At 72.3% G+C, this 19,951-nt stretch carries 15 protein-coding genes; 5 read left to right on the top strand and 10 right to left on the bottom strand.

Annotation, left to right across the window (positions count from 1 at the left end):
* Window positions 1–3: 3 nt before the first annotated feature.
* Both IMZ35_RS20640 and IMZ35_RS31815 read right to left on the bottom strand, forming a co-directional pair.
* Window positions 4–1,227 (bottom strand): PP2C family protein-serine/threonine phosphatase, encoded by a 1,224-nt coding sequence (locus IMZ35_RS20640; RefSeq protein WP_307868494.1) that lies wholly within the window; start codon window positions 1,225–1,227, stop codon window positions 4–6.
* 136 nt (window positions 1,228–1,363) lie between these two features.
* Entirely contained in the window at window positions 1,364–2,611 is a 1,248-nt protein-coding gene (locus tag IMZ35_RS31815; protein ID WP_307868493.1) for a chitosanase, read from the bottom strand.
* A 490-nt stretch (window positions 2,612–3,101) separates the two neighbouring features.
* Here IMZ35_RS31815 and IMZ35_RS20630 point away from each other — a divergent pair, with 490 nt between their 5' ends.
* On the top strand, window positions 3,102–4,025 hold the full coding sequence (locus tag IMZ35_RS20630) for a proteasome assembly chaperone family protein (RefSeq protein WP_307868491.1): 924 nt from the start codon (window positions 3,102–3,104) through the stop codon (window positions 4,023–4,025).
* A 147-nt stretch (window positions 4,026–4,172) separates the two neighbouring features.
* Here IMZ35_RS20630 and IMZ35_RS20625 read toward each other — a convergent pair whose 3' ends face one another.
* Window positions 4,173–5,174, bottom strand: coding sequence for an MsnO8 family LLM class oxidoreductase (locus tag IMZ35_RS20625; protein ID WP_307868490.1), 1,002 nt, complete (start codon window positions 5,172–5,174; stop codon window positions 4,173–4,175).
* A gap of 79 nt (window positions 5,175–5,253) precedes the next feature.
* Window positions 5,254–6,849: an MDR family MFS transporter gene (locus IMZ35_RS20620; protein WP_199442770.1), complete on the bottom strand. Its 1,596-nt coding sequence runs from the start codon at window positions 6,847–6,849 to the stop codon at window positions 5,254–5,256.
* A 198-nt stretch (window positions 6,850–7,047) separates the two neighbouring features.
* Here IMZ35_RS20620 and IMZ35_RS20615 point away from each other — a divergent pair, with 198 nt between their 5' ends.
* Window positions 7,048–8,079: a GDSL-type esterase/lipase family protein gene (locus tag IMZ35_RS20615; RefSeq protein ID WP_307868489.1), complete on the top strand. Its 1,032-nt coding sequence runs from the start codon at window positions 7,048–7,050 to the stop codon at window positions 8,077–8,079.
* A 171-nt stretch (window positions 8,080–8,250) separates the two neighbouring features.
* On the opposite strand, the gene IMZ35_RS20610 is transcribed toward IMZ35_RS20615, so the two are convergent.
* On the bottom strand, window positions 8,251–9,078 hold the full coding sequence (locus IMZ35_RS20610) for an aldo/keto reductase (RefSeq protein WP_199442769.1): 828 nt from the start codon (window positions 9,076–9,078) through the stop codon (window positions 8,251–8,253).
* Between the two features lie 298 nt (window positions 9,079–9,376).
* Between IMZ35_RS20610 and bdeA the strand changes: the two genes are divergently transcribed.
* Window positions 9,377–10,288: a bis(hydroxyethyl) terephthalate hydrolase gene (bdeA, locus tag IMZ35_RS20605; RefSeq protein ID WP_438816889.1), complete on the top strand. Its 912-nt coding sequence runs from the start codon at window positions 9,377–9,379 to the stop codon at window positions 10,286–10,288.
* 72 nt (window positions 10,289–10,360) lie between these two features.
* On the opposite strand, the gene IMZ35_RS20600 is transcribed toward bdeA, so the two are convergent.
* The gene (locus tag IMZ35_RS20600; RefSeq protein WP_199442768.1) at window positions 10,361–11,254 is read right to left on the bottom strand and encodes a glycoside hydrolase family 16 protein; all 894 of its coding nucleotides are present in this window, start codon (window positions 11,252–11,254) and stop codon (window positions 10,361–10,363) included.
* 209 nt (window positions 11,255–11,463) lie between these two features.
* Here IMZ35_RS20600 and IMZ35_RS20595 point away from each other — a divergent pair, with 209 nt between their 5' ends.
* Window positions 11,464–12,039, top strand: a complete 576-nt coding sequence (locus tag IMZ35_RS20595; RefSeq protein WP_199442767.1) for a DUF4232 domain-containing protein — start codon at window positions 11,464–11,466, stop codon at window positions 12,037–12,039.
* A 5-nt stretch (window positions 12,040–12,044) separates the two neighbouring features.
* On the opposite strand, the gene IMZ35_RS20590 is transcribed toward IMZ35_RS20595, so the two are convergent.
* From IMZ35_RS20590 to IMZ35_RS20580, 3 genes are read right to left on the bottom strand one after another with little or no spacing between them, the layout of a single operon-like run.
* Window positions 12,045–12,761: a ferredoxin reductase gene (locus IMZ35_RS20590; RefSeq protein WP_199442917.1), complete on the bottom strand. Its 717-nt coding sequence runs from the start codon at window positions 12,759–12,761 to the stop codon at window positions 12,045–12,047.
* A gap of 26 nt (window positions 12,762–12,787) precedes the next feature.
* Window positions 12,788–13,387: a sulfite oxidase-like oxidoreductase gene (locus IMZ35_RS20585; RefSeq protein ID WP_199442766.1), complete on the bottom strand. Its 600-nt coding sequence runs from the start codon at window positions 13,385–13,387 to the stop codon at window positions 12,788–12,790.
* 60 nt (window positions 13,388–13,447) lie between these two features.
* Window positions 13,448–15,739, bottom strand: a complete 2,292-nt coding sequence (locus IMZ35_RS20580; RefSeq protein WP_199442765.1) for an AbfB domain-containing protein — start codon at window positions 15,737–15,739, stop codon at window positions 13,448–13,450.
* A gap of 431 nt (window positions 15,740–16,170) precedes the next feature.
* Here IMZ35_RS20580 and IMZ35_RS20575 point away from each other — a divergent pair, with 431 nt between their 5' ends.
* The gene (locus tag IMZ35_RS20575) at window positions 16,171–17,451 is read left to right on the top strand and encodes a glycoside hydrolase family 16 protein (protein ID WP_199442764.1); all 1,281 of its coding nucleotides are present in this window, start codon (window positions 16,171–16,173) and stop codon (window positions 17,449–17,451) included.
* Window positions 17,452–17,559: 108 nt separating this feature from the next.
* Here IMZ35_RS20575 and IMZ35_RS20570 read toward each other — a convergent pair whose 3' ends face one another.
* Window positions 17,560–19,452, bottom strand: coding sequence for a sigma-70 family RNA polymerase sigma factor (locus IMZ35_RS20570; protein ID WP_199442763.1), 1,893 nt, complete (start codon window positions 19,450–19,452; stop codon window positions 17,560–17,562).
* Window positions 19,453–19,951: the final 499 nt, after the last annotated feature.

Raw genomic sequence — 19,951 nt, 5'->3', positions numbered from 1 at the left:
GGCTCAGCCGTGCGGGAGCAGGTCGAGCGGGCGTCCGGCGGTCCACTCCACCAGCAGGAGAGTCGCGTCGTCCTGGAGACCGCCGGTCTCGTGGCCCAGGACGGCGTGGGTCAGCCTGCGCAGGGTCTCCGGCGGCGGCAGCCCGGCGCCGTCCTGCCGCTCGGTCAGGTCGACCAGTCTGGCCAGGCCGAACTCCTCGCCGCTGGAGCCGCGCGCCTCGGTGACGCCGTCGGTGTGCAGCAGGACCCGGTCGCCGGGCTCCAGCTGCTCCTGCCGCACCACCGGTGTCTCCGGCTTCAGGTGGCCCAGGCCCAGCGGCGGGCGCGCCGGGCCGTCCAGGGTCTTCACCACCCGGCTGGAGCGCAGCAGCACGGGTGGCGGATGACCGGCGTTGAGGTAGCTCAGCACACCGGTCTCCAGGTCCAGCTCGGCCAGCACGGCCGTGGTGAACCGGAAGTCGTCGAAGCGACCGCGGATCACCTCGTCGGCCAGCGTCGCAGCCTCGATCAGACCGGCGCCGGCGCGGCGGGCGTTGCGGGTCGCGGCCAGCGCGAGGGCGCAGGTGAGACCGGCCTCGATGTCGTGGCCCACGGCGTCGAACACCGCCAGGTGCGCCGTCCGGGCGTCCACGGCGTAGTCGTACCCGTCACCGCCGACCCGGTCGTAGGGCTCCATCGTGGCGGTGATCACGAGCTGGTGGCAGGCGAAGGTCTGCGGCGGCAGGAGCTGCCAGAGCAGCTCCGCCGGGACGGTGAGGGGATCGGGGCGGCGCACCCGGTGCAGCAGGTCGCTGTAGGCGAACTTCGTCATCATCAGGTGGCCCACGAGCCCGGTGAGCACCCAGCACTGCTCCCGCAGCCAGCCGTCGCGCACGTCGGTGCCCAGGGGCAGCTCCAGTCGGATCACCCCCAGCCGCTCGGTGCCGTTGAGCACGGGCATCCAGACCACCGGACGCTCGCCGGGCAGCTCCTCGGCCTCGGTGAACTCCATGAGCCGGAACGCGCGGCCCGCGATCGTCGAGTCGATCGGCATCGGAGCGCCGCCCTCGGGCCGCACCGGGCGGAGCTGGCGCTGGGGGCGGTCGGCCAGGTAGACCTCCGCGTGCACGCCCACCCGCGAGGCGGTGGCGGCGGAGACGATCGCGACGAAGTCGTCGGCGCTCGCCGTGTGCGACCTGTTGACGATCTCGGCCAGCACCGCGTACCAGGATTCGAGCCGATCGATCACCGCAGGAGTTTAACGGCGGCCCGGCCGGTCCCGCACGACCGGTGGAGGCCGTGTCCGGTCCGTGCCCGGCCGGGCGGAACGTCCCCGGACGGCACGAGGCCCCCGCCGGTGCGACGGGGGCCTCGTGCGCGGCCGATCAGCCGATCCGGTAGCTGTCGCCGTAGACCTTCCACGTCAGCGGCGTGCTCAGGTCGAGGTTGCCGTCGTCCAGGAACACCCGCTGGGCGGTGTCGACGCGGCTGGTCTCGCTGTGCGCGTCCTCCAGCCTCATCGCCGCCACGCGCTCGTCGAGGAACGCGTGCAGGTAGGCGACCTCGTCACCGCCCTGGGCCGGGGTCTTCGCGCGAGCCATCGCCCTGCTGCGGATGGTGCCGAACCCGGCCTCGTCGAAGCCGCCGCCGTGCATGACGGTCGCGTCGTAGTAGGCGAACTGGCCGAGGGCGCGCAGCCCGTCCTGCTTGGCCCGGTCCACGGCCGGGCCGAAGTAGACCCGGTCCCGCTCGTGCTCCTGCGCCCGCTGGAACACCGGGTCGGCCGCGGCGGTCCGCCACGCCGAGGTGTAACCGGGGTCGAGACCCCGGTGGGAGTCGGTCCAGTTCACCGCGCGCAGGGCGGGCAGGTACGGCGCGAGCGCGTTGCCGGGCTCGACCGAGGTGTAGTGCTCGACCAGTTCCAGCATGTCACCGGTGCCGGAGCAGAAGCCGATGATGCCGGCGGTGTACCCGCGGCCGTCCCCGATGTCCTCGATGTAGCCGAACTGGGCACGCCAGTCCAGCGAGGAGTTCTCCGCGCTGGAGACGAGCCGCATGGCGACGTCCTTCTTCGCCGGGTCGGCGAGGTCGGACGAGGCGGGCGCGGTGGTCCGCGTGGTGGTGGTCGTCGGGGAGCCGCCCGTGACCGGGGTGGACCACTTCTGGCCCGCGGTCCCGGTGCAGGACCAGAGCTGGACCGGAGTGCTGTTGGCCGAGGAGCCGCCGGTGACGTCCAGGCACTTGCCGCTGCCGGTGCCGACCACGTCGCGGGCGGAGCTGACCGTCCACCTCTGGTTGGCGCTGCCGGCGCAGTTCCAGATCTGGAGGGCCGCGCCGTTCGCGGTGCCGTGGTCCCTCACGTCGAGGCACTTGCCAAGGGCCGTGACGGTGCCCGCGGTCGTGTCGACGGTCCAGGTCTGCGCGGCGGTGCCGTTGCAGTCGTAGAGCTGCACGGCGGTGCCGTTGGCGCTGTTGGCGGCGGCGACGTCGAGGCACTTGCCGCCGAGGCCGGTGATCGGTCCGGTCCCGGCGGCGGCCGAGGCCGTCTGCATCAGGACCAGTGCGGTGCCCGCCGCGGCCAGCGCGGTGACCGCCGCCACGGCCGTGAGCCGGATCGTGTTGTGACGCTTCACGAGGTGTCCACTTCGTGCAGGGCCACCGGTCCGCGGCGTGCCGGATGCCCGAGCAGGGGGGCCGTGGCTCCGGGCGTGCGGACGCGGTGGGGTCGGTGGGTGGGTCGTGCGAGATCGGAGTATGCAGAGCGCCGTGGAATCAGGCAAGTTTCTTAACGAATTCCACGGCACTCCGCAGGAGGATCGGGTCGGGTCGTTCGCGCGGGTCGGGCCCTCCCGCGCCACGGGCGGCTGGTCCGGCCCGGCGGGCCGCTGCTGGTAGGTCAGGTGCCCGCGCGTCGACCCGGTTCTCCCCGGCGCCGGACGGGGGTGCGCGTCGCGGCAGACGGGAATGGGGGCGGAGCGTCGTGGGGGTGCCGCACCGTCCGGTCGACGCCGACGGCGCGAGCGGTGACGCGGGAACTTCGGACGACTTGCCCGAACGGGGGAATGGATCACCGGACCGGTGTGTTGGGACCGGAGAAGGGCTTGACGACGCTTGGAGGCCGAGGTGCTGGATCCGGAGAACCTGTACGAGGTGGACTCGGACGTGCCGGACCTGACCGGTGCGGTGCTGCTGAACCACTTCGACGGCTTCATGGACGCCGGGTCGGCTGGTCGCCTGCTCGTCGACCACCTGCTGGAGACCCTGGAGAGCAGGGTCGTCGCCCGCTTCGACGTCGACGACCTGATCGACTACCGCTCCCGCCGTCCCACGATGACCTACGTGACCGACCGCTGGGAGGACTACGACGCCCCCGAGCTGGTCGTGCACCTGATGCACGACGGCGTGGGCACGCCGTTCCTCCTGCTGACGGGGCCCGAGCCCGACCGCAGGTGGGACGGGTTCACCGCGGCCGTCCGCACGCTGATCGAGCGCTGGGGCGTCCGGCTGGCGGTCAACTTCCACGGCATCCCGATGGGCGTGCCGCACACCCGCCCGCTCGGCGTGGTCGCCCACGCCGTCCGGCCCGAGCTGATCGCCGGGCACACGTCGGTGTTCAACCGGATGCAGGTGCCGGGCAACGTCGCCGGACTGCTGGAGCTCCGCCTCGGCGAGGCCGGGCACGACGCCGCCGGGTTCGCCGCCCACGTGCCGCACTACCTGGCCCAGTCGACCTACCCGTCGGCCGCCATCACCCTGCTCGACGCCGTCACCAGGATCAGCGGCCTCGTGCTGCCCTCCGACGCGCTGCGGGAGTCCGCGCGCCGCGCCGACGCGGAGATCCGCCGCCAGGTGTCGGAGTCGGACGAGGTCGCGCAGGTCGTCGGAGCGCTGGAGCGCCAGTACGACGCGTTCACCGAGGCCGAGGACAAGCAGGAGAACCTCCTGCTCGCCCAGGACGAGCCGATGCCCAGCGCCGACGAGCTGGGCGCCGAGCTGGAGCGCTTCCTCGCCGAGCAGCAGGGCCGCTCGGGTCCCCAGGACCACTGACGTCCACCTCGCGGCAGCGCGCACCGGCCCGCTGCCGCGAGGTGTCCGTTCCAGCACCGCGAGCTGCCCGTTCAGGCACCGCGAGTGGAGCTCCGGCGACGTGGAGCCGGGTGCGAGAGGGCGAACCGCGGTGCTGGAGAGGTCACCTCACGGTGCCTGGACCGGCGTCTCGCGGAACAGGGCGGACAGGCGGCGGTAGGAGTCCAGGAGGGCCGTGCGGTCGTGGGCGCTCGTGGTCACCAGGACCTCGTCGGCCCCGCTGCGGCCCACCAGTCCCTCCAGCGCCGACGTGACCTCCTCGGCCGTTCCGGCGATCTGGTCGCGCTGCGCCTCGGTGAACAGGGTCCGCTCGCGGTCGGTCATCCGCAGGGCCAGCACGTCGTCCTCCGGTTCCAGCGGCGGGAACTCGCCCCTGGTGCGCGACCAGGCCGCCGACCAGGCCTCGGACACCAGCAACCGGCGCGCGCGCTCGGTGGTCTCGGCCACGGCCACGGCGGTGGACACCACGACGTGCGGACGCTCGCCCCACGGCGACGGCTCGAACCGCTCCCGGTAGCGCCCGATCGCCTCCAGCATCGGCTCCTCACCGCGGACGGGACCGATCACCAGCGGCAGCCCGAAGCGCGCCGCGTGATCACCGCCGGACCCCGTGGACAGGACGAACGCCGGAACGCGCTGACCCTCGGCCGGACGGGCGTGCACGCGGTGCGCGCCGGTGAAGTACCCCAGCAGCTCCTCGAGCTGCTCGCCGAAGCGCTCGGCGTCGGCCCGGTCGTGGCCCAGCGCCTCGCGCACGGCGGCGGTGAACCCGACGGAACGGCCGAGTCCCATGTCGACGCGTCCGGGGTGCAGCGCCTCCAGCACGCCGAACTGCTCGGCGACCACGAGGGGCCGGTGGTTGGGCAGCATCACGCCACCGGTGCCGACGCGGATGCGCGACGTGGCGGCGGCGACGGCCGCGGCCAGGACGGTGGGGGCCGATCCGGCGACACCGGGCACGCCGTGGTGCTCGGAGACCCAGAACCGGTGGTAGCCCAGCGCCTCGATCTGCCGGGCGAACTCCACGGTGTCGCGCAGCGCGCGCCCGTCGGGCTGACCCCCGCGGGTGCGCGAGCGGTCCAGCACCGAGAACCTGGTCGGCAGCGTCACACCGGGTGCAACGCCTCCGACCGGCGGAGATTCCCCGGCGAGGCGGACCTCACCGGGGAACCGGGGTGCCGCGGAGCCGTCAGTGACCGCCGAGAGCGGCCTGCTCCTGCACGAGCCGCTCGTCACCGCTGAGGGTGTTCAGCGGCTTCTCCTTGACGAACAGCACCGTCAGCAGGGCGAGTCCGGCGATGGGCGCACCGATCAGGAACAGGTTCGCCGTCGCCGTGGCGTAGACGTCCTGCACGATCACCACGACCTCCGGCGGCAGGTCGGCGATGTTCGGCACGCTGGAGGTCTCGCCGCTGCCGCCCGCGCTCGCGAGCGGGCCGAGCTTCTCCGTCATCAGCGAGGTGACCCGGTTGGCGAGCACCGCGCCCAGGACGCTCACGCCGACCGCGCCGCCCATGCTGCGGAAGAAGGTCAGCACCGACGTCGTGGTCCCGAGGTCCTGCGCGGGCACGTCGTTCTGCGCGGCGAGCACGAGGTTCTGCATCAGCATGCCGACACCGGCGCCGAGCACCACCATGTAGATCGACAGGAGCAGTGTGCTGGTGGTCGCGCCGATGGTGCTGAGCAGCAGCATCCCGACGGTCATGATCGCGGCACCGGCGACCAGGAACGCCTTCCAGCGTCCCCGCTTCGTGATGATCTGGCCCGCGACGGTCGAGGAGACGAGCAGCCCGAAGATCATCGGCAGGCTCATCAGGCCCGCGACGGTGGGCGTCTTGCCGAGCGCGATCTGGAAGTACTGCGACAGGAACACCGTGCCGCCGAACATCGCCACGCCGACCAGCGCGCTGGCGAGGGTGGTGAGGGCGACCGTCCGGTTGCGGAAGATCTTCAGCGGGACGATCGGCTCGGCCGCGCGGGACTCGGCCCACACCGCGAGCGCCAGCAGCACGACACCGCCGGCGGCCATCGCGATCGACGTGCTGGAGCCCCACTCGAACTGGTTGCCCGCCAGGGTGGTCCAGATCAACAGGGTCGACACGCCGGCGGTGATGAGGAACGCGCCGAGGTAGTCGATCTGCACCTTCTTGCGCACGACCGGCAGGTTCAGCGTGCGCTGGAGCAGCACGATCGCGGCCAGGGAGAACGGCACGCCGATGAAGAAGCACCAGCGCCAGCCGAGCCACGAGGTGTCCACGAGCAGACCGCCGATCAGCGGACCGGCGACGGTGGCGACGCCGAACACGGCGCCGAAGATGCCCGCGTAGCGGCCCAGCTCGCGCGGCGGGATCATCGCCGCCATCACGATCGTCGCGAGCGCCGACATGCCGCCCGCGCCGAGGCCCTGCACGACCCGGCTGACGATGAGGACCTCGACGTTCGGGGCGAACCCGGCGATGAGCGAGCCGATGACGAACAGGCCGAGCGAGAGCTGGATCAGCAGCTTCTTGCTGTAGAGGTCGGCCATCTTGCCCCACAGCGGCACCGTCGCGGTCATCGCGAGCAGCTCGGTGGTGACGATCCAGGTGTAGACGGACTGCGACCCGTGCAGGTCGGCGATGATCCGCGGCAGGGCGTTGGAGACCACGGTCGACGCCAGGATGGCCACGAACATGCCCATCATCAGGCCGGACATCGCCTGCACGACCTCGCGGGGCGACGTCTTGGAGGCGGGTTCCCCGACCGGTTCGGCCGATCCGGCCCCGGACGTGGTCGTACTCGTCATGATCCCTCGTTCTTCCAGGTGATGGCACGGGCGCGGATGCACGCACAGTGCTCGTACACCGTAAGGGGCGATGTTTCCCGGCGGCAATCGGTTTCGCTGTGAGATGAGCCCCCGGACGAGGAGATCCGATCGGCCGATTGTTCGGCCACCACCCGCTGGTTACGGTCTGTTCTCCGGTTCCCTGCCGTGGGAGGACACGTGTCACGAAGGCACAAGGCCGCGGTGGCAGCGCTGCTGCTCGTGGCGACGGGCTTCACCGCGGCACCGGCGACCGCCGAACCGGTGGACGACCGGCCCACGGCCGTGGTGTCCCTGGGGGACAGCGCGATCTCCGGAGAGGGTGCCGGGTCCTACGAACCGGGCACGCGGGGAGAGAACGGGAACTGGTGCCACCGCTCCACGCGGGCGCTCGTGCACCGCACCCGGCTCGCCCAGCGCACGATCAACCTCGCCTGCTCCGGCGCGAACTCCGCGAACGTGTCGCTCGCCGACACCACCCACCACACGGAGGGGTCGCAGGCCCGCAGGCTGATCGACGTGGCGCGGGCCAACCGGGTCACCGCGGTCGTGCTCCAGGTCGGGGCCAACGACGACCCGCGGTTCGCCGACACGATCGTCAGCTGCGTCGCGGCCTGGCTGAACCCGTTCGGCCCGGACTGCCGCTCGACCCTGGCCGCCGAGTGGCCGGCCAGGCTCGCCGCGATGGCGCCGAAGGTCGAGGCCGCGGTGGCCGACGTCCGCACCGCCATGAGCACCGCCGGGTACGCCCCGTCGTCCTACTCCTTCGTGCTGACGTCCTACGCCTCACCGGTCACCGAGCGGATGGACCCCGTCCTGCACGGTCCGCAGGGCTGTCCGCTGCGCCTGGCCGACGCGGGGTACGGCCGGACCACGGCCGTGCCGCAGCTCGCCGAGGCGCTGCGCGGCGTCGCCGCCCGCGCGGGGGTGAGGTTCCTCGACCTCTCCCGCGCCACGGAGGGCCGCGAGGCGTGCAGCAACCGCGGTGTCCTGCCGTTCGGGGAGTGGCAGCGCCGCCTGACCGTCGACCCCGAGGCGCTCGTCCACGGCGGTCTCGACGCGGTCGGCGTCCACCTCGCTCAGCAGTCGTTCCACCCGAACGCCGACGCGCACGATCAGCTGGGTCGTTGCGTGACGGAGTTCGTCACCGGCGGCGCGGGCAGCGCGCGCTGCCTGATCGGGGCCGACGGCGCGCTGCACGCCGTGCCGTAGCGCGAGCTGAGCGTTCGAGCACGCCGAGTTGAGCGTTCGAGCACGGTGAGTTGAGCGTTCGAGCACGGTGGCACGAGCGTTCGCGACGCCCCACCCGACGGTGTGCGTCGCGAACGCTCAACTCGTGGTGTCCGAACGCTCAACTCGTGGTGCCCGAACGCTCAACTCGCGTCAGTTGAACTCGTCCGGGTTCGGGCCGGTGCGTCCGTCGCGGTCCAGGGTGGACAGGTCCTTCAGGTCCGTGTCGTCCAGCTCGAAGTCGGTCACGGCGATGTTCTCCGCGATGCGCTTCGGGGTGACGGACTTCGGGATCACGACGTTGCCGAGCTGGAGGTGCCAGCGCAGGACGACCTGCGCCGGGGTGCGGCCGTGCTTGTCGGCGATCGACGTCACGACCCGGTCCGACAGCAGGTCGCCGCCCTTGGCCAGGGGAGCCCACGCCTCCGTGGCGATGCCGCGCTCGGCGTGCGCCGCGCGCACCTCCGCCTGCTGGAGGAACGGGTGCAGCTCGACCTGGTTCAGCGCGGGCACGACGTCGGTCTCGGCGCTCAGCCGGTCCAGGTGGGCGGGCTGGAAGTTCGACACGCCGATGGCCCGGACGCGGCCGTCGGCCAGCAGCTTCTCCAGCGCCCGCCACGTCTCCACGTACAGGTCGCGGGCCGGGGTGGGCCAGTGGATCAGGTACAGGTCGACCTGCTCCAGGCCGAGCTTGCTCGCGCTGGCGTCGAACGCCCGCAGGGCGCTGTCGTAGCCCTGGTCGGTGTTCCACAGCTTGGTGGTGACGAACAGCTCGTCGCGCGGGATGCCGGACCGGCTGATGGCCGTGCCGACACCGGCCTCGTTGCCGTAGAGGGCGGCCGTGTCGATGCTGCGGTAGCCGGCCTCCAGCGCGGTCGTCACGGCGGTGGTCGTCTCGTCGTCGGGGATCTGGAAGACGCCGAAGCCGAGCTGGGGCATGGTCACCCCGTTGTTCAGGGTGGTGGTCGGGATACCGGTCATGCGGGATTGCCTCCGAACAGCGGGTGCGCGTCCGCACACAGTAGTTGCAGACGCCTGATGTTGTTCACGCTCGATACTGCACCGCGCTCGGGTGCGCTGCAACTCGGGTGCCCGCCACGACGTCTCCGCGCGCGGTGAGCACGGAATTTCGTCGTTCATCGATCAAGACGCGCTGACACGGGTGGTTGCGCCGATGCGCCACCGTCACCGGACGGAAACACTGAGTCACGTCAACCCACTCGGGAACCAGCACCGCCGCACCCGTGGTTTCCCCCCTGCGAACAGGAAGAGCAACGACGTGCAGCCTTCCAGCGACACCACGCGTCCGGCCCGGCGCCGACGCGGCACGACACTGGCGAAGCTCGCCCTGACCGCCGCTCTGATCGGTGGCGCGGTGGCCACCACCGCCCCCGCCGCCTCGGGCGCCGCGAACCCCTACGAGCGGGGCCCGGCACCCACGAACTCCAGCATCGAGGCCGTGCGCGGACCGTTCGCCGTCTCGGAGACCTCCGTCTCGCGACTGAGCGCGACCGGCTTCGGCGGCGGCACGATCTACTACCCGACGAGCACCAGCCAGGGCACGTTCGGGGGCATCGCCATCTCGCCCGGCTTCACCGCCACGCAGTCCAGCATGGCGTGGCTGGCCGAGCGCCTGGCGTCGCACGGGTTCGTCGTGTTCAACATCGACACCATCACGACGAGCGACCAGCCGGACAGCCGCGGCGACCAGCTCCTGGCCGCGCTGGACCACCTGACCCAGCGCAGTGCGGTCCGCTCCAGGGTGGACGCCGGCAGGCTCGCCGTCGCGGGTCACTCGATGGGCGGCGGCGGTTCCCTGGAGGCCGCGAACGAGCGGCCCAGCCTCCAGGCCGCGATTCCGCTGACGGGCTGGAACCTGACGAAGAGCTGGTCCCGCGTCCGGGTTCCGACGATGGTCATCGGCGCGGAGGCGGACACGATCGCGCCGGTGTACTCGCACTCCGTGCCGTTCTACAACAGCCTGCCGTCCACCCTGGACAAGGCGTACCTGGAGCTGGACGACGCGAGCCACTTCGCGCCGAACATCTCCAACACGACGATCGCCAAGTACAGCCTGTCCTGGATGAAGAGGTTCGTCGACGACGACACCCGCTACGAGCAGTTCCTCTGCCCGGCCCCGCGCGGTGACCGCAACATCTCCGAGTACCGCGACACCTGTCCGCACTCCTAGTGCCGGACGGACGACGACCCGGTGGCAGCGTGGCCACCGGGTCGTCGTGCCGTGCTCGGAGGTCCGCAGCCGTCAGCCGGGCAGCTGCGTCCAGTCCACGTGCGCGTGCAGGTCGCGGTTGGGCCTCTCACGCGCCTGGAAGCCGTACGGGTCCCAGTTCGTGGTGTGCCAGGCGTTCTGCATGAAGATGCTCTGCTTGGTGGGGATGCGCGAGGCCGGTCCGCGGTAGTCCCAGAGCGTGACCCTGGCGCCGCTCGCGTTCACCAGGTAGAAGTGCACGCCGGTGGCGCTCCAGTCGAAGCCGTACTCGTAGTACTGGGTGGAGCTGTTGTAGCCGGGGATCGCGGCCACGCTCGTGGGCTGGTTCTCCGCCGAGCTGACGGCCACGCACTCGCCGAACGTGGTGGAGAAGCAGGTCGAGATGATCCGCCCGGCCCGCAGGTCGATCACCCGCGAGACCTTGCGGAGCTGGTCGTTCGACGCGTTGTAGTCCGTCCACAGCGTCAGGTAGATCACCTCGGGCTGCGCGCACAGCCACTCGACGTCGATCTCGTCGTTGTCCGGCAGGCCGTTGCCGTTGCGGTCGGAGTGGTCGGTGGCGTAGGTGAACGCGCCGGTGACCACGCCCGCGCGGGGCTGGGCCGAGCAGTCCGCCGCCTTCATCCGGGTGCTGTAGCTGCCGAAGCCGTAGTTGTTCCGGCTCGCGATCTCGATGCCGTTGCCGGGGTTGGCCGCGGCACCCGCCTTGAGCGTGAGGCGCAGGGCGCTGCCGTCGTTCGCGGCGGAGTCGGCGACGCGGCCGAGCGCGTTCAGCGACGTCGTCTTGTAGAAGTGCGGGGAGGTGGCCGACGTCCAGTTCTCCCTGGGACCCGCCGGCGCGGCGGTGGAGTTGGCTGTGACGAGCAGGGCGGCCGACAGGGTCGCGGCGAAGACGGCGATCCGTCCGACCGCGGTCGTTCTGTTCACGTGGTGCTCCTCCTGCGAGGTGTCACCGCACCGGGACAGGGTGGTGCGGCCCAGCGAGGGTAGCGCTGTGAAAGCGCTCTCATCGAGGGGTGTCACCCCGAGGGCCGCTCCGGACGGCCGCTGTCGCCCTGCGCGTCCCACACCCCTGGACTAGCGTGCGGTCGGTGACCGAACGGTCACCGACCGCACGGTGCGAGGGGGTGGAGGAGATGCGCACGACCGCGCTGCTCGTGGTCACCGCGCTGCTGCTGGCCGGGTGCGACGGCTACCAGCGCGCCTCGCGGGGCACCACGTCCCCGTCCCCGGCGCCCACGCCCTCCGCCGAACCGGTCGCCGCGCCGTCCACCTCCTCCGCCCCGCTGGACGAGACCTGCCACGCGGCCGAGCTGTCGGTCGCCCTCGGCGAGCAGAGCGGTGGCACGGGCGGCCTCGCCACGGCCGTCGTGTTCACCAACACGGGGAACCGCACTTGCACGATGGTGGGATTTCCCGGCGTGTCCTTCGTGACCGGGGAGAACGGCCAGCAGATCGGCCCGGCCGCCGCGCGCGACGGGGAAGTGGGCGCGCCGGTGCGGCTGGGTCCGGGGGAGACGGCCGCCGCGCCGCTGCTGATCACCAGCTTCGCGCCCCACCCCGCGCAGGAGTGCCGGGTCGTGGACACCGGCGGGCTGCGGATCTACCCGCCGGGCGACACCGTTGCGCTGTTCCTGCCCGACGCGAACCGGACGTGCGGCGCCGACGTGGGCGAACCGCTGCTGCACGTCGGCACCGTCGTCGCCGGCTGAGCGGGTCAGGACCCGCTCGGACCGAACCGCTCCGTGCGCACGCGGCGCGGGTCGTGGCCCAGCGCGACCAGCACGTCGGCCGCGGTCTCCACGAACCCGGTCGGACCGCACACGAAGCACGTCGGCTCCAGCACCGCGGGCCAGCCGTGCGTGTTCACGTCGGCCACCCCGATCCGGCCCGGCGGCCTGCGCGACCCCTCCGGCGCGGAGCGGGTGTGCAGGACCGTCACGTCCACACCGGGGTCGGGCACGCGCAGCTCGTCGGCGTAGTACAGGTCCTCGGGCGTGCGCACCGACACGATCAGCCGGAACGGCACGAGACTGCCCGCCGCGCGGCGGGCCCGGATCATCGCCATCAGCGGCACGATCCCCGAGCCGCCGCCGACCAGCAGCACCGGCGCGGTGTCCTCCGGCCGCCAGACGAACCAGCCGCCGATCGGCCCGCGCACCTCGACCTGGTCGCCGACCTCGGCCACCTCGGTCAGGTAGGGCGACACCTCCCCGTCGCGCACCCGCTGCACGGTGAGCTCGATCCGCTCGCCGTCGGCGGGCGCGGCCGCGGAGTAGCTGCGCTGGGTGCTGTAGCCGTCCTCGGCGGTCAGCTTCACGTCCACGTGCTGCCCGGCCAGGTGCCCCGGCCAGCCGGGGACGTCCAGCTCGAGCGTGCGGGCCGCCGGCGTCTCGTCGCGGAACCCGGCGACGGTGGCGACGCGCCACGTCATCTTCACCGGGGTGCGGGTGGTCGCCACTAGTCGCCCTGGTAGCGCTGCTCGCGCCACGGGTCGCCGTGGTCGTGGTAGCCCACGTTCTCCCAGAAGCCCTGCTCCTCCTCCAGCAGCAGCCGGATGCCGCGCACCCACTTCGCCGACTTCCAGAAGTACAGGTGCGGGACCAGCAGCCGGACGGGACCGCCGTGCTCGGGGTGCAGCTCCTCGCCGTCGTAGGAGTGGACCAGCCACGCCTGCCCGTCGAGCAGGTCCTCCAGCGGCAGGTTGGTGGTGTACCCGCCGTAGGAGTGCACCAGCGCGTGGTCAGCAGCCGTGTCGACGCCCGCGAGCAGGGTGTCCAGCGAGACGCCCCTCCACGTGGTGTCGAACTTGGACCACTTCGTCACGCAGTGGATGTCGACCGTGGGGGTCTCCATCGGCAGGGCCTGGAACTCCCGCCAGGACCACGACGTGTCCTCACCGGTCTCGGTGGTGACGGTGAAGCTCCAGCGCTCCGGGTCGATCTTGGGAGTGGGCCCTGCGGACAGGACGGGGAAGTCCTGCGTGAGGTACTGGCCGGGCGGCAGCGGCTTGTCCTCGCTGCTCGGCCGGCCGCGGAAGCCGCGCGACACGATCGCCATGCAGGTCAGTATCGCCGACGTGGCCCCGGACGACCGCCGGGGCCACGTCGTAGTGCCTGCTCAGGGCGCCCAGGGTGCCGCCAGGCGCCAGGTCGCGTCCTGCCCGTAGAAGGCGGGGGCGTGCTGCGGGGCGCTGCCGCTGTTGTCCGCGAGCCACAGCCGCGCGTCGACGTGCCGCAGGAACCTGCCGGGGTGGTTGAGCGACTCGAACGACACGTCCGAACCGGTCAGGCCGGGCCGGGCGCACCACGTCGCGTCCCCGCGCAGCAGCGCCGACCCGTCGTCGCGCTCCCGGTGCACCGCCCAGTCGCGGTGCCGCAGGTACTCGCCGGGGAAGTTGCGCGACTCGAACGACGTGCACGAGGAGTCGGCCAGCCCCGGCACGAGCCGCCACGTCGCGTCCGCCTTGAGCAGGGCGGAGCTGGCCGCGTCCACGTGCTCGGTGAGGCCGCGCCCGTCCTGGTGGCGCGCGTAGCGGTCGGTGAAGCCCGGCGTCGTGACCTGCAACGACCGCAGCTCGCCGACCGGCACGGCCGCCCGCCCGTAGACCGGTGTCCCGGCCAGCAGCGCCCGGTGCGCGTCCCGCAGCCGCGTCCCGTTCACCTTGAGGACCGCGCGGTCGTAGGTGTAGAGCCCGTTGACCTCGTTCTCCACGTCGGTGATCTCGGTGTAGATCGCCGCGGACAGGCCGTTGCTGGTGATCAGCCGCTGCACCTGCGACAGCAGGCCGAGGTAGCGGTTCTCCAGGCTCGGTCCGTCGGGCTCCATCTCGTAGCTGCCGCCGTTGCCGGGGCTCCACTCGCGCCCGGCGACGCGCAGGCCCAGGCCGCCGTACTCGCCGAGCACGGCCGCGCGCGTGGCCGTGGGCCGGACGGTGTCGCCGGGCCCCACGTAGGTGTGGTCGTCGACCAGGTCCCCGTTGCCGCCGTCGACGTTGCCGCAGCAGTTGCGCCCGGAGTTGTTGTTCACCAGCCGCGACGGGTCCCAGCCCTTCACGAGGTTCGCGATCCGCGCGGGCTCGTAGGCGCCCCAGCCCTCGTTGAACGGCACCCACTGCACGACGGAGGTCGTGCTGCGGAGCTGGTCGACGACCTGGCGCAGCTCGGACTCGAAGTTGCTCCTCGCCGCGGCGTCGGGCGCGCGGGTGGTCGTCATCGACGGCATGTCCTGCCACACGAGCACGCCCAGCCGGTCGGCCCAGTGGTACCAGCGGGCCGGTTCGACCTTGACGTGCTTGCGGATCGTGTTGTACCCGAGGTCCTTGTGCGCCTGGACGTCGAACCGCAGCGCCGCGTCGGTGGGCGCGGTGTGCAGGCCGTCGGGCCAGAAGCCCTGGTCGAGCGTGCCCATCTGGAACACGAACCGTCCGTTGAGCAGCGGCCGGAGCACGCCGTCGACCACCCCGAGGCCCACCGAGCGCATCCCGAAGTAGCCGCCGACCGCGTCACCGCCGGTCAGGGTGACCCGCAGGTCGTGGAGGAACGGGTCGTCCGGCGACCACAGCCGCGCGTTCGGGACGGGCACGGAGATGGTGCTGCCCGGTGCGCCGCTCGCGGTGCCGACCACGCCGGCGGCCGTGCTGACGGCGACGGTCGCGGTCGCGCCGCCGGTGGCGCGCACGATCACGTTCACCCGGTTGCCCGGCACGTCGGGCGTGATGTCGAGCCTGGTCACGTGGGCGGTCGCGACCGGCTCCAGCCACACGGTCTGCCAGATGCCGGAGGACGCGGTGTAGAAGATCCCGCCGGGGGACAGGCGCTGCTTGCCGACGGGCTGACCGCCCGCGTCGGTCGGGTCGAACACGCCCACCACGATCTCGTTGGACCCGGCGCGCAGCTGCGGGGTGACGTCGAAGGAGAACTCGGTGTACCCACCGGTGTGGCCGCCGACCCTCGTGCCGTTGACCCACACGTCGGCCTGCCAGTCCACCGCGCCGAAGTTGAGCTTCACCCGCCGTCCCGCCCACGAGTCGGGCACCGCGAACGCCCGCCGGTACCACATGCGGTCGTGGTGCTCCTGGATGCCGGACAGGGCGGACTCCACCGGGTAGGGCACGAGGATCGAGCGGTCGAGCGCGCGGCCGATCGGCGGCTGCTCACCGGCCGACGCGGGCGCCCACTCCCAGACGCCGTTGAGGTTCTGCCAGTCGGGCCGGGTGAGCTGGGGACGCGGGTACTCGGGCAGCGCGTTCGCCGGACCCACCTGCGAGGTCCACGGCGTGCTGAGGGGAGGTGTGCCCGGTCGCCAGGGCTCCACGGCGTCGGCCGCGGGCTGCGCCAGGGGAACCAGCAGGAGTGCGGTGACGAGCAGGAGAAGCGCGGCGGGTGATCGCCGCGCCGGGGTTGTGACCATCGTGGCTCCTCGCAGGGGACGTCGTTGTCGCTGGAGACGCACCTCATCCGTAGTCCCGCCGCCGATGCCCGGTCAACGGATCGACCGGAAGTGACCTCGTTGTCGCAGCGTGCCCGATCACTCGGTCTTCAACCGCATCACACCTGGTCGGGTGCTGTGCGAATGCAATTTCCCGGTACGACCGCGGGGGTGTCGGTGGATAACGGTTTTTCGCCGCTGATTATCTCGCGCAGATCACGATCGCAAATTCCGCGCACGGCTTGACCGAAGCGCATTCCGTGAGTCAGGGTTTGCACCGCATCGAGATCACCACCCCTTCGGGTGGTGTCGCCACCGGCGCGGTCGCGCCACCCGCCGTCCCGGCCTCCCCTGCACCGCGCCGGGCCGAGCGGGCGCGACCGCACCTTCCCTGCACGAGAGGCGAGCACCACATGTCGAAGCAGACAACGGCGCGCAGGTCGCGCGTGGCGTACGCCGTCGCCGTCGCGGCCCTGATCGTCGGGGCCACGGCCTTCGTCGGTCTCCGCGACGCGGAGACCAACACGGCCTCCGCGGCGGCGGCCACGTTCACCGAGGAGTTCGACGGACCGGCCGGTTCCGGCGTCGACGGTTCCCGCTGGAAGCACGAGATCGGCAACGGGACCAACGGCTGGGGCAACCACGAGCGGCAGTACTACACCGACGGCACCAAGAACGCGGCGCTCGACGGCCAGGGCAACCTGGTCATCACGGCGAAGCGGGAGAACCCCGCCGGGTACGACTGCTGGTTCGGCAAGTGCGAGTACACGTCGGCCAAGTTCTCCACGGCGCAGACGTTCACCCAGACCTACGGCCGCTTCGAGACCCGCATGAAGCTGCCGCGCGGGCAGGGCATCTGGCCCGCGTTCTGGATGCTGGGCACCGACATCGGCAGCGTCGGCTGGCCGAACAGCGGTGAGATCGACATCATGGAGAACGTCGGCAAGGAGCCCGGCACCGTGCACGGCACGCTGCACGGCCCCGGCTACTCCGGCGCCGAGGGCGTCGGCGCGGGCTACACCCTGCCGGGCGGGCAGGCGTTCGCCGACGCGTTCCACACCTTCGCGGTCGACTGGTCGCCCAACAGGATCAGCTGGTCGGTCGACGGCAACGTCTACCAGACCCGCACCCCCGCCGACCTCGGCGGCGACCGCTGGGTGTTCGACAAGCCGTTCTACATGATCCTGAACCTCGCGGTCGGCGGTGACTGGCCGGGCAGCCCCGACGGCAGCACGCAGTTCCCGCAGCAGCTCGTGGTCGACTACATCCGGGTCACCGACACCTCCGGTGGCGGTGGCGCCACCGGTCCGACCGGGCAGATCGCCGGCATCGGCGGCAAGTGCGTCGACGTGAACGCCGCGAGCACCGCCAACGGCACGGCCGTGCAGCTGTACTCGTGCAACGGCTCTGCCGCGCAGAAGTGGACCTGGGCGACCGACGGCTCCGTGCGCGCTCTCGGCAAGTGCCTGGACGTGCCCAACGGCTCCACCGCCGACGGTGCGAAGCTCCAGCTCTGGGACTGCAACGGCAGTGCCGCCCAGAAGTGGGTCTACAGCGGTGCGAACGACATCGTGAACCCGCAGGCGAACAAGTGCGTGGACGCGACGGGCCAGTCCTCGGCCGACCTGACCAGGCTCCAGATCTGGACCTGCTCGGGCAACGCCAACCAGAAGTGGACCGCTCCGCGCGCCTGAGCGAGCACCGACGCGAAAGCCCCCGGCCCGCAGGAGGCCGGGGGCTTTCGCGTGTCCGGAACGCTCAACTCGTGGTGTCCGAACGCTCAACTCACCGTGCCTGAACGCTCAACTCGTGGTCGAGCGGTAGGCCTCGCCGACCGCGTTCGGGGTGCCGCCCGGCAGGTAGAGGCCCGTGCCCGGCTTGTCGGCCGGGAGGGCGAACCAGGCGTAGCGCTCCACGTAGGACAGTCCCTCCATCATCGCGCTGGAGTCGCGGGCGAACGCGGCCAGCTCGGACTGGGTGGGGTAGCGGACCGAGCCGCCGGAGAAGTCCATCAGGGAGTACTCGGTCACCCAGATCGGCAAGCCGTAGCGGGCGTGCACGGCCTCCAGGTAGTTCTTCAGGTGTCCCACCGCCGCCGCGCTGAAGTCCGAGCCGTACCAGTGCAGGGTGATGAAGTCGACCCGCGACCCCCGCGCCTTCGCGCCGGAGAGGAACCGGTCGAGCCAGCCGCCGGGGGTGTCGGCGCCGTGGGCCACGGCCGGGCTGCCCAGGCGCATCCCGGTGGCCTGGAGCTGCGGCCACAGCTCCAGCGCCTGCTCCACGCTCATGTTCGACTGCTCGGCCAGGTCGGGCTCGTTGAAGCCCAGCAGCGTCGTGCCCTCGCGCCGCGCGGTGTCCAGGTTCGCCCGCGTGACCGTCTTCGCGCCCCAGATCATCGGCACGTACTCGGTGCCGTCCGGCGCGGCCACGTTCTCCCGGTTGGTCGCCCAGTTGTAGTACCAGCCCGCGCCGACGTCGCCGATCGCCCTCGTGACGCCGTCGAAGTGCCACGTGCTGACGCCCTTCTTCGCCGACCGGGCCACCGGCCGCACCGGCGGCGCGGCCACGACGGGCGCCTGCGTCGTCGCGGGAACGGGCGTGGTGGTGCTCGCCGGCGCGGGGCTGCTGCTGCTCGTCGCGCTGGGCGAGGTGCTGACCGGTTGCGACGAGGCCGGTGGCGCGGACGGGATCGACGCCGTGGTGAGCGGGGCCGCAGCCGTGGCCACGTCGTCCTGCCTCACCAGCGGAACCACCACGACCACGCCCGCGACGACGGCCGCCGCCGCTGCCGCCGCGATCGGCTTGGCGGCCGAGGACGCCCAGAACTTCGCGAACCCCGTGAGCTGACCGTGGGTCGTCCCCCGGACCGCCGTGCCCTGCGCCGCGATCCCGGTGAGCGTGGCCGGGTCGGCGGGCAGCGGCAGGACCTCCAGGCCGAGCGGGACGGGCACGAGCGGCAGTCGCGCCACCAGGCCCTCCACCGCGGCGAGGTCGGTGAACGCCCGCTCGCAGCGCGCGCACTCCCTGCTGTGCCGGACGATCCGCTTGCGCCACAGCGCGCTGGGGTGGCCGTCCCAGTCGGAGACCACGTCGTCCAGTCCGGGGCAGCGCGGGGTGTGGCGCAGCACCCGCACGACGGTGCGCGCCGCGTCCAGCTGAGCCTTCATCCGCTGCACCCGCACGGCGGTGTGCTGCGGCGAGAGACCGACCGCCTCGGCGACCTCGGCGCGCGTCAGCCGTCCGGCGGCCTCCAGCCACCACAGCGACAGCAGCTCGCGCTCGTCCTCGCCGATCCACCGGGTGGCCTCGACGACCTCGCGCCGCTGGCCGGAGAGCTGGAGCCGCACGATCGTCAGGTCGACGAAGTCCGCGCCGGGATCGGCCAGGTCCGCCAGCGCGTCGTCGCCGACGGGCGCGTGCAGGTGCTCGCGGTGCCGGTCGCGCACCTGGTTCATCGCGATCACGACGAGCCAGGAGCGGAAGCTGGCCGGGTCGCGCAGGCCGGACAGGCCGTGCACGGCGCGCAGCATCGTCTCCTGCACCACGTCGTCGGTGTCCGCGTGCCCGCTGAGGGCGTGCCCGACGACGTTGTAGACCAGCGGCAGGTATCCCGCCACCAGTTCGTCCAGGGCGCGCTGGTCACCCTCGCGCGCGGCGACCACCGTCGCGACGCCCGGCTCCTGCGGTGTCCGCATGTCGACCTCTCTCGTCACTTCTCGTGCTTCCGCGCAGGAGACGGCCCGGCGTGCAGGCGATAACAACAAACCGGCGCGCGGGCGCGCAAGCCCCGGTGTCCGCGACGACGACAGCGGCGGTTCGTCCCGCGTCAGCGCCCCGCGGGAGCCGGCGGAGGACGTCCGGGTGCGGGGCGCGCGGTGCACGGCCGCTCCCGGCGGACGTCGTGGCTCCCGGAGTCCGTCACCGGCGCGGCGGCGCGGGAAAGCCGGACGGCGGGCACGCCGTGCGGATTCGTCGGGTGACGCTCCCGGTCCGCGAGAGCGCGGACGGTCGTCGCGGTCACGACGCCGGGCGACCGGGACCCGACGGTGTTCGCGAGCTCCACGGAGCCCGGGGTGGGGGGGGGGGGGGGGGGGGGGGCGGCCCCCCCCCCCCCCCCCCACCCCGGGGGGGGGGTGGGTTGGGTGACAGGGCCCCGGGGGGGAGCGGGCGGGGGGGGAGGGGCCAGCAGGTCGG

The sequence above is a fragment of the Umezawaea beigongshangensis genome, from assembly GCF_016464305.1.
Taxonomy (GTDB): Bacteria; Actinomycetota; Actinomycetes; order Mycobacteriales; family Pseudonocardiaceae; genus Umezawaea_A; species Umezawaea_A beigongshangensis.
Note: the sequence above shows the minus strand (reverse complement) of the source record. Positions and strands in the feature narration are given on the sequence as shown.

Excerpts from the sequence above, each read along its gene's own strand:
- IMZ35_RS20620 (WP_199442770.1), bottom strand. The coding sequence starts at position 6,849 with ATGACGAGTACGACCACGTCCGGGGCCGGATCGGCCGAACCGGTCGGG.
- IMZ35_RS20610 (WP_199442769.1), bottom strand. The coding sequence starts at position 9,078 with ATGACCGGTATCCCGACCACCACCCTGAACAACGGGGTGACCATGCCC.
- IMZ35_RS20595 (WP_199442767.1), top strand. The coding sequence starts at position 11,464 with ATGCGCACGACCGCGCTGCTCGTGGTCACCGCGCTGCTGCTGGCCGGG.
- IMZ35_RS20590 (WP_199442917.1), bottom strand. The coding sequence starts at position 12,761 with ATGACGTGGCGCGTCGCCACCGTCGCCGGGTTCCGCGACGAGACGCCG.
- IMZ35_RS20585 (WP_199442766.1), bottom strand. The coding sequence starts at position 13,387 with ATGGCGATCGTGTCGCGCGGCTTCCGCGGCCGGCCGAGCAGCGAGGAC.
- IMZ35_RS20580 (WP_199442765.1), bottom strand. The coding sequence starts at position 15,739 with ATGGTCACAACCCCGGCGCGGCGATCACCCGCCGCGCTTCTCCTGCTC.
- IMZ35_RS20575 (WP_199442764.1), top strand. The coding sequence starts at position 16,171 with ATGTCGAAGCAGACAACGGCGCGCAGGTCGCGCGTGGCGTACGCCGTC.
- IMZ35_RS20570 (WP_199442763.1), bottom strand. The coding sequence starts at position 19,452 with ATGCGGACACCGCAGGAGCCGGGCGTCGCGACGGTGGTCGCCGCGCGC.